Below are 17,213 nucleotides of genomic sequence, written 5' to 3' on the forward strand. Positions count from 1 at the left end.
ATATATTTACAATACCGTAAAATAGCAATTTTCCTTCTGAAATTTCAAAATCATATAAATATACTTTATAAATCATTCATCATCAATCTTATCAACCAGACTTTCTTTTACAATACTGATAAAAGAAGAACATTCTTTAGAAGATTTTTCTTGAGCTGACCATATATGAATTGATGTACATTGTAATTCATTAAGAAAAAAAGTATTAATTGCATAATCTCTTTTTATGAGTTTTAAAGGCAGCAAAGATATACCTCCACCTAGAGATAATGTATTTATGATTCCATCAACTGTATCCAATTCTATTATCTTTGCCAAATCTAAATGGTGTGTATTCCACCAGTTTAAAAGCGTTGTACGATAAGGACAGGTCTCAAGATTATTAACAACGATCGGATAACAAATTAGATCATCAAGTGATTGAAAACTTTCTGGTGTGATAAGAACTAGTTTCCCTTGAAAACTACAGTACAAAATAATATTACCTGATGATTTTGATATGAATGTTATTAGAAAAAGAGTTGCTATAAATGGACATAAAACAGATGGCTTTGAACATCTATTATTCAAAGCTTATTTAATTTCTGAAAAAAGTGATACTTGTTAAAAAATGAATATTCACCTTTATACTTGTGGAGAGATACCAAAGGAATGAATACCTTTATATTTGATGGATATTATAATAATATTCTGCAATCATTTGGATGGCAGAAAATAAATATCAGTATCCCTCTAGCATACAAATTAGAAAAGAATCTCAATCTATCTCGACATATGATAGAGATCGAACATAAGATATCCGCTACACAAAAGATGAAACAACCGAAATATGTCTATAGCAACATCAATAGTCTAGGACAATTATTAACCTATAATCCTAAAAATTGGATATGTACCGAATATTACTTTTTGGAGATCTGCCACAAGATATAATAGATTGCAAAATTTACAGCATATTACATTTATCTATAGAATAATTTTTATCTACAATAAATCAAACAAACCATATATTCAAAATTGAACACAATAAATTAAAAAATCCTTTCTCTTATATTCTGGTTCTATCTTACTTTAGGGTGTAAACGAAAAAGAAGATTTAAATGTTATTGATAAATTCAATAATTTTGAATCCTCTGATTTTACGATTACCCATAACCAAGTAAGAATCATATTTCTCATAAAGGTTTTTTATTTAATTAATCTAAATATCTGTAAAAAAACTACCAATAGAAACTGCCACAATTATAACAATAAATACTTTCACATTTCTGCTTAATCTTGTCTTTTTCATCTTCTCTTACCATTATGCCAAAGAAATAAACGCCAAAATCAAGATAATAACAATGATCGTTAAAACAATTATTGAAATTTTTAAGAGTTTATTGTTCTTAACAATTTCTAATTCTACATGATTCACTTTTTGCTCTAGCAAATTATGAACATCATTATCTACAAGAGTATCGCTGCTTACATTTAAGTTTTTTGCTAATACAATTAATTGATGCGTGTCTGGAGTTGTTTGTTCTAATTCCCTATTTGAAATGGTCTATCTTGTTACTCCAACCTTTTCTCTCAGCTTTTCTTGTGATAAATACATTTGTTTTCTTAATTTTAAAATATTGTTTCCTAAGTTCATTTTCGTATAAATCATAATGTGTTGGTAAATCCCTAAAGCTGCCTCTCAAAGAATTTGGTAATCCCCCTAAATTATTTGATTAAACTATTATTCTCATCTGTCTATTAAATAACAAAACACTGTTTAGGAAATGGATGATTCTAATGGTGAGATTGATGTTTGTTTCTTTAAATACTCAGTAACGACTTCAGAAACTAATAAATCTGTTTCCTGTACTTGACCTTTTTTAGCTATTTCATTAGTATATGCACCTTTATCAATCGCAATTGTATATTTTTTATTTTCATCAAGAAGTGAACCATCATCTAAAGTTATCTGCTGAATCTTTCCATCTTCATTTTTACGCACTTTAATTCCGGCAGGAATATAATCAAATCCCTGAACCCCTGTTTTTACAATTAAGCCTGATTCTAAAAGTGTTTGAAGATCTTTACCAGATAATGTCAATATACATACTGCTTCACCATACTCAGCAGGAATCCATGTATTTAAAATATCTAATGTAATATTTCCCTTAAATACTTTTGCACAAACTCCGGTTGTGTTTTCCATATTATCATGATATCCGCCCACCGATAACATTCCTATATCACTCTTCGTTGCCTCTTTTAAAATATGTGCTAATAATTGTGTTGTCTGTTCAATAGTAAAGTTATCATTGGCAACTGTTATAGATTCTGTATCTCCACCTAAATTTTGTTTTTGAACCTGATCCATATATGCCAAAACATCTTCTCCTTGACAATTTCCAGCTACCCAATCTTGAACCTTTCTCCCAACGTCAATAATAATTCCTTCATAACCCGCATAAGCTAATGTTGATGTATGTCCATTTCTAATATATTCTTGTACTTCATAAAATGGAGAATTTTTATCTATTTCATCTCCTTTTAAAGGTGTCACATAACTTTGTTGTTTTGAGATTAAAGCATTTTGTCCTTCAGATGTTGCTAAAAACTCCATAATTTTTATCGCATCAGCTTTTTTCTGTTCATTCTTTTCAAGTTCTTTAGATAATCCAAAATAAGCCATTGGTTTATTAATAAGAACTGAACTATCTTCTCCACGTCCATAGAATGGCATGATTCCATACTTATCTCCAGTTCCATCATCATTTTGCGAAAATTTTATTAATGTTCCTGCATTGAGAAAAAATGCTGATTGACCATTTTTGAATTTCTTCAATCCATCTTCACTGCTCTGACGAGCATCTTGAGCATCTAACATTCCACAATCTATTAATTCCTGAATTGTTTTCATTGCTTCTGATAAACCTTCTTTAGCAGTTATTTTTCCTGCTTGAAAATCTCGTTCCCATTGCAATCCCTCAGATGTTGATAAGTAATTTGTTTTTGCCATTGTCAGTAAATCAAAGAAACCATTCCCAGGTAATTCAAATTGTGCACTACAAGGATCAATTCCCTTCGCCTGAATTGTTTTCGCTAAATCTTTTAATTCCGTAAAATTTTGAGGAACCTTCCAGCCATTCTTTTCAAACATTGTTTGATTATAGTACATTCCGATAATCGTTGAAGCAGCCGGAACCATATAAACACTTCCATCTATTGTCACTTGCTTAATATCAGCCGTTTTATAATTATTTAAGAAATCATATCCAGATAGATCTATAAGGTTCTCACTTTGAATATCTTGCATTCCAAATACTGAAACTGTATAGATATCAGGAATATCATGGTTTTTGAATAAATATTGAGCATAACCGGTTGAATTACTGCCTGTATAACTTATAATTTGTAAATTAATTTCAGGATATTTTTCTTTTAATTTCTTTTGAAATTCACTGTAATTAATCCCTGCTGATAAAATAGAAATGGGTTCATGAGTATCTTTTGTTTGATTTTGACGACAGCCTGCTAACAATAAGCAACTTATCATCCCCAGTGATAATACCTTTCTAAGAAATCTTTTCTGATTCATGATAATCCTCCCTTGCTTGTTTAAGCTGATACATCTTTTGTAAAGCTGAAATAATTTTTTCTCTTTCTATTGGTTTTGTTAAATGATCATTCATTCCCGCATCAATTGCTTTTTGACGATCTTCCTGATAAGCATTTGCTGTCATTGCAACAATCGGAATACTTTGACAATCTCTTTTGTGACTTGAACGAATGATTTGCGTTGCTTCAAAGCCATCCATAATTGGCATCATAATATCCATAAAGATACCATCCAAATAATAATTATCAGCTGATGTATAAATATCTACAGCTTCTTGTCCATTCATAGCTGTTATGACCTCAACACCACAATCCTGTAAGACATATTGAGCAATTTCCATATTTAATTCATTATCTTCAACCAATAAAACACGTAAAGAGGATAAATCAGCTGTTAAATTGTCTAATTGTTTTGGTGCATTTAAATGCTTTTCCATTGGTAGACACAACTTAATAATAAATTCAGTCCCCTGCCCTAAAGAACTGGTCACCTGAATATCGCCACCCATTAAATCCAATAATTGCTTGACAATAGCCATTCCTAAACCTGTTCCCTGATAATGACTACGACTACCATCTTCTTCTTGAGCAAAAGGTTCAAATATGTGTTCAATAAACTGTTCACTCATACCAATCCCTGTATCTTTAATCGAAATCGTTACGTACGCTAAATAATTTTCTCTAAGATAACTACTCGCAACAAAATCAATTCGTCCCCCTACGGGTGTAAACTTCACAGCATTACCAAGAACATTAATAAGAATTTGACGAATATGTAATTCATCACCATTTAAATAAGAAACATTCATACTTGAAAAATCTTTATGTAAATGGATTTTTTTCTCTATAACCTGTCCTGATATAATGCTATAGCAGGCATCTAATAATGTATCAATAGCAAATGGTTTATTGTCAAGCTGAACTTTCCCACTCTCAATCCTAGACATGTCTAAAACATCATTAACTAAACTTAATAAGTGATGGGATGCTGAGTCTATTTTTTGTAAACAGTCTTTCAAACGCTGAGAATCATTAATATTTCGTAAAGCAATATCAGTCATCCCCATAATACCATTAATAGGTGTACGAATATCATGTGACATATGTCTTAGAAAAACTGTTTTCGCAAGATTAGCTTCCTGAGCAGCTTGTGTTGCTATACGCATATCTTCATTAGCTTTCATTTGTTCATGAATGAGTCGCTGTCCAGCTCGATAGCGAACGATCAAAAACATTGCCAATGTTGAAGAAATGGTGACAATTAATGCAATTGCTGACATACCATATAATGCTTTATTCATAAATTGCTGCATTTTTTCACTGACTTTTTCACTTGGAACAACGCTCAGCAATGTCCAATTATTTGTTTTCATAGGCGATGCTGTTACATAATAATGTTGCCCATTCGTATCCACAAATTCTAAACTGCAAGTCTTGGATTGTTCAAGAGAATCTTTGAGAGTCTGATAACTGCCACCATATAAAAATTTCATATCTTCAAGTGGTTTAATAATATTGTAAACATCACCAATAATATCACTTGGCGTTTGACCACGATAAACTCTTGTTCCCTTTGCACTTACAATATAGTTTTCTCCTTCACCCTCAAAAGAAGGAATCTGAAAAGTTTTATTAAATACTGACATATCACGTGTCACAGCAACATGTGTTAAAATAATTTGATTGTTTATTTTTATAGGCTGATCCATTTTTAAGATAAAAACCATTTCATCAGTCATTTGTGTTGTTGTAGGAAGAGTTGTAATTTCAACCTGCCGTTTATCTGAAGTATCATTGATAATGGCTCCCATTCCTGACCAGCGGACTTTATTTCCCTGACTATCATAATAATGACTTTTATCATCAAATGCCAATAAAGATAATCCTTGCTGATTAAAAATAGTCTGCTGCTGATCAATAAAATCAATAAACTCATGATAAGAAGTGAGTTGAGATTTTTGCATTCGATTAGCAAAAATTTCAGCAAGATTCCATTGTGAATCAGAGATTGTATCAGTTGTCAAAACAACCTGTTCTGATATTTCTTTAAGATAAGCTGCTCTTTCAACATAAATTTCATTTTCTAGTGATAAATAGAAGGAATATATAGCAAAGCCAATAAAAAGAATTGCAATAACACTGCCTATGACCATAAATAAATTTATGGGATACTTTTTCTTATTCATTATTTTCTGGTCACCTCACTTATTTTTTCTTATCCAGATGATATTGGGTAACATCATGGCAAGCCAATAAACAGGCATCCTGATTATCCCAGCGAATAAGGCTGCCATCTACAATGGCCCAAATTTTCAAATAGGGATTATAGACTTCCGTTGATTGACTAATCTTTAATCTAATATTCTTAGCAGGACAATTCTGACATGGTGTATCAGATTTGAAAAAAGCCTGATAACAGTATTTGCCTACTTTTGCATCTGGAACTGTATGAAGTGTCTTAGCATTAATATATTTAAGAATATATGTATCAGGATCAATGACATATATCCATGACTGCTGCATATCCAAAATCATTCTTAAATCTTCAATAGCATTTAATGCTTGATCTTGAGCGTGTTTTTTTAAGAGAAAATTAAATAAATATTCTGCAATAAATGATAAAGCATCAATTTGATTCTGAGTCCATAAACGATAATTAAAACAATCGTCAAAGCCAACAAAACCAGCAAATTTTCCCTGATCTCTAATTTCACATTGTAGAAAAGATTTAATTCTCTGTGAAGCAAACAGTTCACGTTGTTCTTTTGGTAAAACAGCAATATCCTGACAATAGAAAATCCCGTTTTCATCAAAACTATTCTGATATTCTTTTTTAAGTAAACTCTCTGCTTCTGATTCTAAAAGAGATTTTTCAGATAAAACATTATGATTACGCCATTCATATATATGTGTATTCTGTTTATCATCAGCATTTTCAAAAATATAAACATGACTCACATTATATTGTTTTCCTATTAACTCAATAATCTGTGAAATAGAAGCATAAAGATCTTTTGATCCATACAGAAGCTGAAAAGTCTTAAGAATCGTACTATCAGCATTATATGCATTTTGATCTGATTCAATTTCTGTTCGGGCAATCATTCCCTGTGACATATTAACATCATAAAATTTATTCATAATCTTTTCATCATAATATGCATATTGATTTTTACCTTTTCTTTTTGCATAATAGAGAGCTAAATCACATGCTTTAAATAAATCCTGAAAACTTTTGCCATCAGCAGGAAATCTTGAAATACCAATACTACAAGTTAATACCAATTGATGATTATCCTGTAAATGAACTTGTAATAAATTTTTAATAATCCTATCAGCCTTTTCTTGCAAAAACATATCATCCCCATTATATGGAATAAAAATCAAAAACTCATCACCACCAAAACGTGAAACAATATCAGTATCTTGAAATATATTTTTTAATAATTGTGCTGCTTGAGAAATAATAACATCACCAAACATATGACCATAGGAATCATTAATGAATTTAAAATCATCTAAATCTAACATCATTAAAGCATAATATTCAAATTCTTGCATAGTTTTTATAATATTCTGAATTTTTGTTACAGCTGTATCTTTATTGAAGAGTTTTGTTAATGAATCCTGTTGAGCTCTTTGGGTTAATTCTTGTGTTCGACGTTTTTCATCATCAATATCCATAATCAGCCCTACAACGCGAATCGGCTGTCCCTGATTATTAAATTGAGCTGTCATACGGAAACGACACCAAATATATCGTCCTTCAATATTCGCAATACGCACATCTATTTCACCATAAGGCAAACCATTAACAATTGATTTTGCAAGATCAATAAATGGCTGAACATCTTTTGGATACAAATGAGAAGCTCTTTCAATTGTCTTTAAAGAATCATGTGAAACTGGTGTATATCCAAATTTCTTTTCCCAATTACTAGAATACTTAATTTCATCATTTTCTAAATTCGCTTCAAATATAATATCATTTGTTTGATTAATAATAATTTGATAACGCTCCATTGTCATCCTTAAATCTTCTTGTGTTTGTTTAATCTGTGTAATATCAATTAAAGTACTCTCTAAACATTCTTGTCCATTTTCATCAATTGCTAAATGGGATTTATCTAATATCCAAATCAATCGTTTTTCTTTTGTTAAAACACGATATTCCAATTCTTGAGTATTTGATTCCAATATCTTTTTAATAAACTTCTGTCGAATTTGTTTTTGATCATCTGGATGTATCATTTCTAAATAATGATTGTGAAACTTCGTTTCAATTTCTTTTTGACTATAACCAAACAAATGAATAAATCCTTCATTGATATAAAGAATCGTAAACATCTCATCATTCAAATACTGAAAAACACCGACTTGTAAATTTTGGGCAGTTAATTGATGTTTTTCTGACTGAGATACTTTATGATGATGATCTTGATCAATATCTTTCCAAATAAGTAAAGCTCGATGAATATTAAAATTTTCAGTATTGACTCTTAAAATAGTTAATTCATACCAAATATACTCTCCCGTATTATGATGCAAAATACGGTATTGCCATGATTTTCTAAGTAATCCCTGATTAAAAAACTTATCAATGTCCTGATCGAATATTTCTTGCACTAAGGGAATATCATCAGGGTATACATCATTATTTATAAAGGAATGCAGGGATGATGTAATTGTACTTCCTGATTTTAAGTTTTGAAAATCATTATTCTGCTGATATACCAAGTGATAAACACCACTATCCATATCAACTTCCATAACTGTAGCATTTGTATAACGCAATAAAACAAAGTATTTCATTTGATCTAACTTAGATATAGGCTCTTTTAAAACATCTAGAGAATGGGACATGTTTGTTTGAATATTATCTAGCTTAGGTGAATGTCCATCAGCATATTCATAAGTTAATTGATAAAATTTCTCACGTACATTTTTTAAGCATTCTAAAAGTTTTGGCGAAAACATTCCACATTCTCCATTAAGTATCATTGTAATAGCTTCTTCAGGTGGAATGGCTTTTTTATATACACGATCTGTCGTCAAAGCATCATATGCATCAGCAATGCCGACAACTTGAGCACAAATAGGAATAGCATCACCTTTTAAATGATCAGGATAGCCACGACCATCCCAGCGTTCATGATGATAACGGCAAATATTATATGCATATAATAGATATTCTTCATCTCCCATACAATCAAGACCAGAAAGAATTTCACAGCCTTTGAGTGTATGCTGTTTCATAATTTCAAACTCTTCTGATGTTAAACGTCCTGGTTTATTTAATATTGTGTCAGGAATAGCAATTTTCCCTATATCATGCAAAGAAGCCGCTTCAGCAATCACATTAATAGAGTGTTCGTTCAGCTTATACTCCAAACAAAAGGTCATAACATCTTCTAATAATACTTTGGTAAACATACGAATACGTAAAACATGCTGACCGGTTTCAGCACTACGATGTTCAATAATTGATGAAAGTGTATCCATAATAACATCTCTAGATTCACGAAGTTTATTGGCTTGTTCCTCCACCATCTCTTCTAGATTGGTCTTATGTAAATTCAATTCCACAGCATTATGAACACGACGTTTAATAATATGTGGTTCAAATGGTTTAATAATAATATCAGCTGCTCCTAAATCAAAAGCTCTCACTTCATTTTCCAATGATCCTTCTGAAGTAATCACAATAACCGGAATATTATTCATATAACCATCTTCACTCATTTTACTCATAACTTCGTAACCATCCATAACCGGCATGACCATATCTAATAAAATAGCTGCTAATGAGAGATTATACTGCTGAATAAGAACATAAGCCTGTTCACCATTTTCAGCTTCTAATAAATTATATTCATTTTCAAAAAGGCTACGAAGGATTGCACGATTCACTTCCATATCATCGACAATCAAGAGTGTATCACGATTCATTATAATTTCTCCTGAAGGGACTTAAGTGTACTGCAAACTTTCCTATATTCCTCTACAAACATAGGATCAAGACTTTCAACAGTCTGAAAATCTTCAGCACGTATTGCAATAACCATATCATGACATAATCTATAAAGCCTATTCATCCCTAGATTACCTGTAACCCCTTTTAAATTATGAATATGAAAAAGCATTGATTTCCAATCTTTTAATTGATAAAACTTTTGAGCCTGATCATAATTTTCATCATCTAGAAATTTAAAAATCCATTTCAGATACATATCTTGATGACCAGCAAAACGTTCTAATGCTCCCGTTGCATCAATCCCCAAATCTATTAAATTTTGCATAATATTATCTCCCATTATAGCATTCCCTCCCATCTCTTTATTTCCATTATTATCAATGAAATGACTGCTTGACTTATATTATTTCATGACCATCTACTTATCTTAAGTATACCTTGATAAAATCTATTTCGCAATAGCAATAAATCTTATTCTCTGGGATTTTATTAATTAATCTCATCATATAAACTATAACAATGACATCATATGCAAAAAAGATATTGCTTCAATCCAGCATGCAATATCTTTTTGACATAAAGATATCAACTCATCATGATTTCCTCAAATCACTCCCATAACAAATACATCCATTTCCACTCTTTTTTGCCTGATACATTGCCATATCAGCAACATGTAATAATTCATCAATTGAATAACCATCTTCTCGATAACAGGCAACGCCAATACTTATATTACAATAGACTTGGCATTGCTTTAATACCCATGGTTTTATAAAACGATTATGAATAAAACTAGCTAAATTTTGAACATTGATCTTGGTCATCTTGCCATAAAGAATTGCCACAAACTCATCACCACCATTACGATAAACATTTTCTTTTAATAAAGGGATTCCTCTAAAAAAATGACTTAACTCAATGAGAAATTCATCCCCAGTATCATGTCCATACTGATCATTAATTTTCTTAAAACCATCAATATCAAAGAATAATGTATAGAGATTCTCAGATTCATCTAAATGATTGATTTTATCTTTTGCATCCTTAATTAATTTACGGCGATTAGGTAAATGCGTTAATTCATCATAATTGGCTAAATATTGAATAATGGCTTCTTGTTTTTTGTTATCGGTAATATCAGCACTACTCACAACATGAGCAAGTCGTCCATCAGTCCAATAAAAAGCTGCACTAAAAACTCGAAACCATGAACCATCAAAAGGACGCTGATAATCCCAAGTGTAAACCGAAGCTGGTTCGTCATGTTCATTAGTGATATATTTTTGTGGACAAAAATCACATGGACCTGTTTGTCCCGGAAAGAGAACTTCCCAGCATTTTCGATTTTTAAATGCTTCTTTACCACCATAAGGAGCAGCCATTGATTTATTAATATAAAGAATATCATGAGTATAGAAATCATTAACATAGATATCTATACCTGTGCTATCTATAATACTTTCAAAGGTTGTTTCAACTAGTTTTATTTTATTTTGATTCATTCGCATAATGATATATTGGCTTATTAAATGAGTCATAATAAATAGGCTTTGTTTTGCTTGTCTATCTAATTGTAGAGCATCATAGTTTCCTGTAAAAATAATAAAGGCATGACATTCATTATCAATAAAAGGAACAATTATAATATTTGATAAAGAAAATGAATTTAAAAGATGAATTTCTTGTTCATTTTGAACTGTTTCTATATCAATAGAATATATTTTCTGATGGCTCATAAATGGTAATTGCCATGTTTCATAAGTGACTTGCTGTGGTAATAATTGTTTAGATTTTTCATAGGATTCTTTTTTATAAAAGAATTGAATATTATCTGTTTCATAGATAGCACTGCAATCAAAAGAGAAACTATTGCTGATGATTTCTAAAGATTCTTTGATTATATAAGAATTGATTTCATTATTCATTAATAAATCTGTTAATTTAAAAATTGTTTCCTGATAATCCATACAATTTCCCTCCTGTTAAATATAGTTTACACCTTTTATATGACATTTTAAAGACTATTCATATCATTAAACTTAATCTGAAATAAATACATATCATCAAGTACAAGAAAAGCTATATTATTCATAAAATTATCAATAAAGTTGTATTTTTAGATATAAATATATCACATGGATGGCGTTATTATGAAAAGAAAAATGAATTATTTATGTTTATTCTCATTATTATCATTAATTGGTATTATTGGTTATATCACGCACAATAACCAATTATATGTCTTTTTTCTCTTTCTCTATTTTATAAGATATTATTGGTTTATTCCCGATGAATTGTTTCAATTATACTTATTCCACTCAGCAGCTATAGCTTTCTTAACAGAAATGGTTTTACTCATCCCTGCGACAATTCTTACAACATGCTCATACGATAATAGTCAAGTTTTATCTCGAGCTTTCATACTCAGTTTTGCTATTGCAATCTTTGTATTTATTTTACTTTTGTCTTATCAAGAAGTTAGAGAACATTTAGGTATTCATAATGATCAATAACAAAATGAAGGAATATCGTGCCAAGTATAATATGAAACAGGACGAGTTAGCAAAATGAGTTGGTGTCAGAAGAGAAATAATTGGAAATTTAGAAAAAGTAAGATATAACCCATCGCTTGTTCTGGCATGGAATATTGCAAAAGTATTTGATGTCACAATTGAAGATATTTTTACTGTAACAGATGATTAAAAAAATAAAAAGCAGAATCATGATATGATACCTTATTGGTATTCACATCATCAACTGCTTTTTATTTGATTTGATTTACTTCTACCCATGTTCCTGTATCTTTTGACTCATCAATAGCCATTCCAATAGCACTCAATTGAGCAACATCTAATGCATTTCCTAATTTCACATCTTGAGCTATAACAGCATCTAAAAAGGCTGTAACTGTTTCACGAACAGCTGGATAATCAGCATATGGATATAAAGGAATACATGTTTTGGTAAAATTCTTTTGGTCCCCCTTGGGGTGTTCCGACCATTGTCCTCTTCATAAGTCCATTATCTAATACTCCTGCTCTTAGATATGCTCGTATTAAATGTAGTGTTACTGCATCCTTGACATTCTCTCTTAAGATTGAAATTAATTTATCATGATTGACCGTATCAAAGAATTTTTCAATATCCAAATCAATTATCCATTCATAGCCTTCATTCAAGTTGTTCAGTACTTCCTCCATTGCCATGTGTGCACTTCTCTTTGGACGAAACCCAAAACTATGTTCACTGAATATTGGCTCATAGATTGTACTAAGAACTTGTGCTATGGCTTGCTGAATAACTCGGTCTACAACTATAGGTATCCCTAATGGTCTTTGTTTCCCATTCGCTTTTGGAATGTAGACTCTTTTCACTGGCATTGGTCGATATTGTTTGTTCATTATCTTAGAGATGAATTCCTCTCGATATTGTCCAAACCAATATTCAACTTCTTGTACCGTCATTTTATCTATTCCTGGTGCTCCTTTGTTTTGTCTGACCTTTTTGATTGCCATTTCTAAATTCTCTTGACTTAAAATCTTTTCCATTAATTTCATTTGCTGCTCCTCCTCTATTTGTAAATCTATTTGGAACCATCCCCATTACCTTTACCATCTATGATTACGTTTCATAGTTCTAGGCTATTCTCATTTTCGGACTATCCAAACATTGCTTATAGTGATTTGCACTCTATAAACGTTTCAGTCCTTCAGTATTTCTACCTACTATGACTTCATCTGACTTCTTGTGATAAACCTTTTTCGACCAGTGATACCACTACTGATTTTAAAGTTTACTGGACTTCACTGTTAACAAGACCTCCCAGGGTAAGACATATATCTTTCTCTTCACAACCTCCTGATTTACTGTCTTGGTTTTACGTTTACCTTTTGGACTTCGGTTTGTTGTGTAACCTTATCCACCATTTAGCCTCATCAGGTTTCTGTTCGTAGGCTCAAAAGATTTGTTACACCACTTCCTTCGCTCATGACATCACTATCACCAGCTTGTGGTTCGCTACACTTGGCGGTAACACCCGTGACCGGACTTTCACCGGCTAGATATATGCCATGCCTGGCACACACATACAAAAAAGACCCTTTTTAGGGCCCTTTTTATAAAATCTTTGCAATTTTGTAGATAAAAAACTGAATTTTTATCTCTTACTTAGTTAGAAAATGCTGGAAGTCCTTTGTTTTTAGGGTTTTGAGCATCACATTGTCCAACAGTTGTCCAACCCAGTGCGATTTTCATGCAACTTAGGCTCACGCAGACTCAATTAACGTATTCCTTCTCACACTCATAATGCCATCGATTATCTAGATTTTACTGCTGAAATTAATGAAGAGCATCGTAATATCAAAACTATCATTCAATCCGATAATATTATATTTCTATCTATTCTAAAACTTACTTATTTAACCTCTACTAATATGATGTCAAATATCATATCATCATAAAAAGTTATTAAACTTTCCCATTATATATCAACACCTTTTACTTACCAAATTTGTCTTTTAATTGCTTAATATACCTGGATGGATAGTATTTCTTTGTTTCTTCCCTTTCATTGTAATAATTCCATTCAACATAATAATTTGAATTCATTAAAATACAGACTCGTTTTGCTCTGCTTACACATACAAAACAAATCCTATTTTCTTCAAGAATAGCGCTTGGATTATATTTAATAGCCCAGCTCGGAAAATGTCCTTCATCCATTCCCATCATAACTATAACTTCAAACTCCAGCCCTTTAGAACTATGTCGCGTCGTAATTGTTATTTGATTTTCAGGCTTTCCTATTTTTGAAAACTTATTAGTATCATAATCTTTATATCTATCATCTGAAACCTCATTATAAAGCTTACATAAATTTTCTTTTTCATCAGGCATATGTTCTGACTTTGCTAACAAATCTTCTATTTTAAGATTCCTCAGTAAATAACAAACCCATTCTTTTAAATTATCTTTTTGTTCTACACTACCATTTAGAACATCAAATAAATTAATTTTCATTTGAAATATTTCTTTTTCACTTAGATACTTATTCTCCAGATGCATAACTTGGAGTTTATACCAATATTCAAATATTTCATCAAAATAAGCTTTATTTTTATCTTGAATCCAAAGTGCACACTTTTCCATCCATTGAACAAAATCACTTCTATCAAATGTGTGTTTCGGAATATAATAGGGAACATCATTTTCCATACACATTAAAGCTAACGCCTTACAATCATTTTGTGTTCCTAATAAAACGGCTATCTCTTCCATTGGAATTCCTTTTTCTTTGCATTCAGGAATGATATCATTAATGAAATAATCAAACTGATCAGGATACCCGTTATTACATGTAATAAATCGATATATAGCAGTTTCTCCTTCCCTTGTCATTGCATGATAGTTTCTAGGAATATTAAGCACTGTTTCAGAACCATCTATAATATCTTGATTACTTCTATAATTATTTTTTAATTCAATTGGAATTATATCCCCCCTATTATACAGTTCCAGCAGATAGTCAGGGACAGCACCAACAAATCCATATATCGATTGATCAGGATCACCCACAGCAAATATTTTAATATCCGTCTTTGTAAATAACGAAAGAATCATTTCATGTAGTGGTCTTCCTAAGTCTTGATATTCATCAATTACAATCCATGGAAATTTTGAACTAAGACAGTTACGCACATACTCCTGCTCTTGAATGAGCTTCGTGGAATAAATGATTATACTTTCAAAATCGATATAACCTGCCTCAAACACTCTTTTTTCATATTCTTCTCCAATCTGTTTTGCTGTTGGGTCAGATTCTGATTTAATAGTACTGATTCCCTTTATATTTAGAGAACGTTCTTTATTTATTGCCTCCATCTTATATTTTTTCTTAGGAATTCCCATTTCATTCTTTATTTCATTAAGAATTTTTATACTTAATTTTTCAGGAACAATTTTAATAGGAAGGGGCAAGCCATAGTTATATAAATCTGCAAATTTTTCCAATATCTCAGAAATGCAAAATGAATGCACAGTACCAAGAAAAACATTTCTTCTCTTCTTGTATCCTAATAATTTTAATCTATCCTCAAATTCTCTTGCTGCTTCCTTGCTATATGTAAGACAAGCTAATCCTTGTGGTTCATTGATATGACCATTTAGAAGCTTCATTATTTTCAATGTAAGAATTGTTGTCTTCCCACTACCTGGTCCCGCTATAACAACTGTACTATCTTCTGTTTCATAAGCTTTTTTTTGCCAAGAATCACCTAATACCTGTTCTAATTTGGCTACATAATAACTCATATTATCCATTCACCCTCTGATAGATATAATCAATTGCTGCCCTAATATATGAAGGCACATGCTCTTTACAGCATCTTCCTGATAGTTTCTGCGCAAATCTTCCTTTTCCAATACCATTGCCTTCAATCTTATTTAGGCACTTCCAATAATCACCAGACTCTATATCATTTTCAAAATGTTTCTTTTGTATATTACCACCTTTTGTTAAATCATTAAATATATCTATAAGTATCTGTGTAGCATTTTCATTATCTTTACATTCTTCCATCATATCCACTTCAAAAGTATGTGTACCAACAAATATTCCATGCTTTTCAAATAATTCCTCCTGTTTGTCGAACGCACTCGGCATTTCAGTATCCGCTATAATTTCTAAATCAATAAAAAGATTTCTAATGATTTCAAGTCCTAAATAGCCAATTTTAGCACCTTGTGGAACATCTTTATCCATCACATGATATTCTCTTTCATCTTCTACTATATCATTCCCATCTTTGCCTTTTTTTGTTTTCTGCTTGATATAATAATGATCTCCATCGGTTATTACTGCATAATGAATATCAAGATTTTCTAATAATTTTACATACGGTGCAAAATTTGTACTATTTACGTTACAAACAATGATACCCTTTTCATCTAATGGTTTTCCTAATGTTTCTGCAAATCTAGGAATTAAATATTCTTCAGCTACTCCCTCAACTAATATTACAGCCTTGCCAAGATAAATCTCGCCACGTTTTACATCTAAATATCTTTCTACATCTAAGAATTCTCCTGCAGCAATAGGCATATCAGCTGTAGCATGTATAACTGTTCCTTCACCCTTTTTCTCGTGAAGATGTACAATGGATTCTATTGGTGCTATAGATGTTATGTGTGTTGAATGTGTTGTAAGCAGTACCGAGTTATTACTGTTTTTAATAACATCTTTATAAATCAATCGTTGATTTACTGGATGTAAATGCGCTTCAGGTTCCTCAATCGCAAGAATCGTCACGGCCTTATTTACCGGCATATTTACATTCATAAAAAAATAAATTTTCGACATCTGAGCATCAGTAATATCTTCCTTTAAAAAATAATTGCCAGTTTTTGCCTTTACCTCATAAACATCCTCTAATATTTGACTATTCTCTTTCGCCTTCAATTCATTAAATGTATCTTTTTTCAAAAATGAAGGTACAGTTTTATCTTGCAACATCTGTAAAACCATTGATATGTATAAGATATTATTCAATCCCAAACTTATATCAGCAGAGTTTCTGTCAGCCATAAGTAATTTTAGAGAAGCCAGTATTCTATTTGGATCAACTTCCATAGTCTGCAAAGATAC

12 protein-coding genes are annotated in these 17,213 nt (G+C 31.2%); 3 read left to right on the top strand and 9 right to left on the bottom strand.

The genetic code is table 11. The features are described 5' to 3' along the window. Positions 1 to 72: 72 nt before the first annotated feature. Positions 73 to 474: a LysR substrate-binding domain-containing protein gene (locus tag BN350_RS15760; RefSeq protein ID WP_028044454.1), complete on the bottom strand. Its 402-nt coding sequence runs from the start codon at positions 472 to 474 to the stop codon at positions 73 to 75. Between the two features lie 25 nt (positions 475 to 499). Between BN350_RS15760 and BN350_RS21900 the strand changes: the two genes are divergently transcribed. After that, positions 500 to 607, top strand: a complete 108-nt coding sequence (locus BN350_RS21900; RefSeq protein ID WP_420885243.1) for a DUF4865 family protein — start codon at positions 500 to 502, stop codon at positions 605 to 607. After that, on the top strand, positions 601 to 933 hold the full coding sequence (locus tag BN350_RS21905; RefSeq protein WP_196802978.1) for a DUF4865 family protein: 333 nt from the start codon (positions 601 to 603) through the stop codon (positions 931 to 933). Before BN350_RS21900 ends, BN350_RS21905 begins: the two co-directional genes overlap by 7 nt. Positions 934 to 1,759: 826 nt before the next feature. On the opposite strand, the gene BN350_RS15775 is transcribed toward BN350_RS21905, so the two are convergent. From BN350_RS15775 to BN350_RS15795, 5 genes are all read right to left on the bottom strand, one after another. Then, entirely contained in the window at positions 1,760 to 3,574 is a 1,815-nt protein-coding gene (locus BN350_RS15775) for an extracellular solute-binding protein (protein WP_028044455.1), read from the bottom strand. Then, complete coding sequence (locus BN350_RS19565; protein ID WP_049945595.1) at positions 3,552 to 5,780, bottom strand: hybrid sensor histidine kinase/response regulator; 2,229 nt, start codon at positions 5,778 to 5,780, stop codon at positions 3,552 to 3,554. Before BN350_RS19565 ends, BN350_RS15775 begins: the two co-directional genes overlap by 23 nt. A 19-nt stretch (positions 5,781 to 5,799) precedes the next feature. Further along, positions 5,800 to 9,543: a diguanylate cyclase domain-containing protein gene (locus tag BN350_RS15785; RefSeq protein ID WP_028044456.1), complete on the bottom strand. Its 3,744-nt coding sequence runs from the start codon at positions 9,541 to 9,543 to the stop codon at positions 5,800 to 5,802. Further along, positions 9,543 to 9,893 (bottom strand): Hpt domain-containing protein, encoded by a 351-nt coding sequence (locus tag BN350_RS19570; protein ID WP_187117152.1) that lies wholly within the window; start codon positions 9,891 to 9,893, stop codon positions 9,543 to 9,545. The genes BN350_RS15785 and BN350_RS19570 overlap by 1 nt, the downstream gene beginning before the upstream one ends. A 268-nt stretch (positions 9,894 to 10,161) precedes the next feature. Continuing rightward, positions 10,162 to 11,538 (bottom strand): sensor domain-containing diguanylate cyclase, encoded by a 1,377-nt coding sequence (locus BN350_RS15795; RefSeq protein ID WP_028044457.1) that lies wholly within the window; start codon positions 11,536 to 11,538, stop codon positions 10,162 to 10,164. 183 nt (positions 11,539 to 11,721) lie between these two features. On the opposite strand from BN350_RS15795, the gene BN350_RS15800 reads away from it, so the two are divergent. After that, a complete protein-coding gene (locus BN350_RS15800; RefSeq protein WP_028044458.1) occupies positions 11,722 to 12,084 on the top strand; it encodes a DUF3796 domain-containing protein in 363 nt (120 codons plus the stop codon). A 417-nt stretch (positions 12,085 to 12,501) separates the two neighbouring features. Here the strand turns inward: BN350_RS15800 and BN350_RS19575 are convergent, their stop codons facing one another. The 3 genes from BN350_RS19575 to BN350_RS19580 form a co-directional block, all read right to left on the bottom strand. Next, positions 12,502 to 13,128, bottom strand: a complete 627-nt coding sequence (locus tag BN350_RS19575) for a reverse transcriptase domain-containing protein (RefSeq protein ID WP_081652950.1) — start codon at positions 13,126 to 13,128, stop codon at positions 12,502 to 12,504. A gap of 940 nt (positions 13,129 to 14,068) precedes the next feature. After that, a complete protein-coding gene (locus tag BN350_RS15820; protein WP_028044459.1) occupies positions 14,069 to 15,880 on the bottom strand; it encodes an ATP-dependent helicase in 1,812 nt (603 codons plus the stop codon). 1 nt (position 15,881) lies between these two features. Then, a partial coding sequence (locus tag BN350_RS19580) for an ATP-dependent nuclease (RefSeq protein ID WP_044600395.1) occupies positions 15,882 to 17,213 on the bottom strand: 1,332 nt, incomplete at its 5' end.

This window comes from Candidatus Stoquefichus massiliensis AP9, from assembly GCF_000455285.1.
GTDB lineage: Bacteria > Bacillota_I > Bacilli_A > Erysipelotrichales > Coprobacillaceae > Stoquefichus > Stoquefichus massiliensis.

What these genes read in the sequence shown, in the direction of transcription:
- BN350_RS21900 (WP_420885243.1), top strand. Translation starts at nt 500, where the DNA reads ATGAATGTTATTAGAAAAAGAGTTGCTATAAATGGACATAAAACAGAT.
- BN350_RS15775 (WP_028044455.1), bottom strand. Translation starts at nt 3,574, where the DNA reads ATGAATCAGAAAAGATTTCTTAGAAAGGTATTATCACTGGGGATGATA.
- BN350_RS19565 (WP_049945595.1), bottom strand. Translation starts at nt 5,780, where the DNA reads ATGAATAAGAAAAAGTATCCCATAAATTTATTTATGGTCATAGGCAGT.
- BN350_RS15785 (WP_028044456.1), bottom strand. Translation starts at nt 9,543, where the DNA reads ATGAATCGTGATACACTCTTGATTGTCGATGATATGGAAGTGAATCGT.
- BN350_RS19570 (WP_187117152.1), bottom strand. Translation starts at nt 9,893, where the DNA reads ATGCAAAATTTAATAGATTTGGGGATTGATGCAACGGGAGCATTAGAA.
- BN350_RS15795 (WP_028044457.1), bottom strand. Translation starts at nt 11,538, where the DNA reads ATGGATTATCAGGAAACAATTTTTAAATTAACAGATTTATTAATGAAT.
- BN350_RS15800 (WP_028044458.1), top strand. Translation starts at nt 11,722, where the DNA reads ATGAAAAGAAAAATGAATTATTTATGTTTATTCTCATTATTATCATTA.
- BN350_RS19575 (WP_081652950.1), bottom strand. Translation starts at nt 13,128, where the DNA reads ATGAAATTAATGGAAAAGATTTTAAGTCAAGAGAATTTAGAAATGGCA.
- BN350_RS15820 (WP_028044459.1), bottom strand. Translation starts at nt 15,880, where the DNA reads ATGAGTTATTATGTAGCCAAATTAGAACAGGTATTAGGTGATTCTTGG.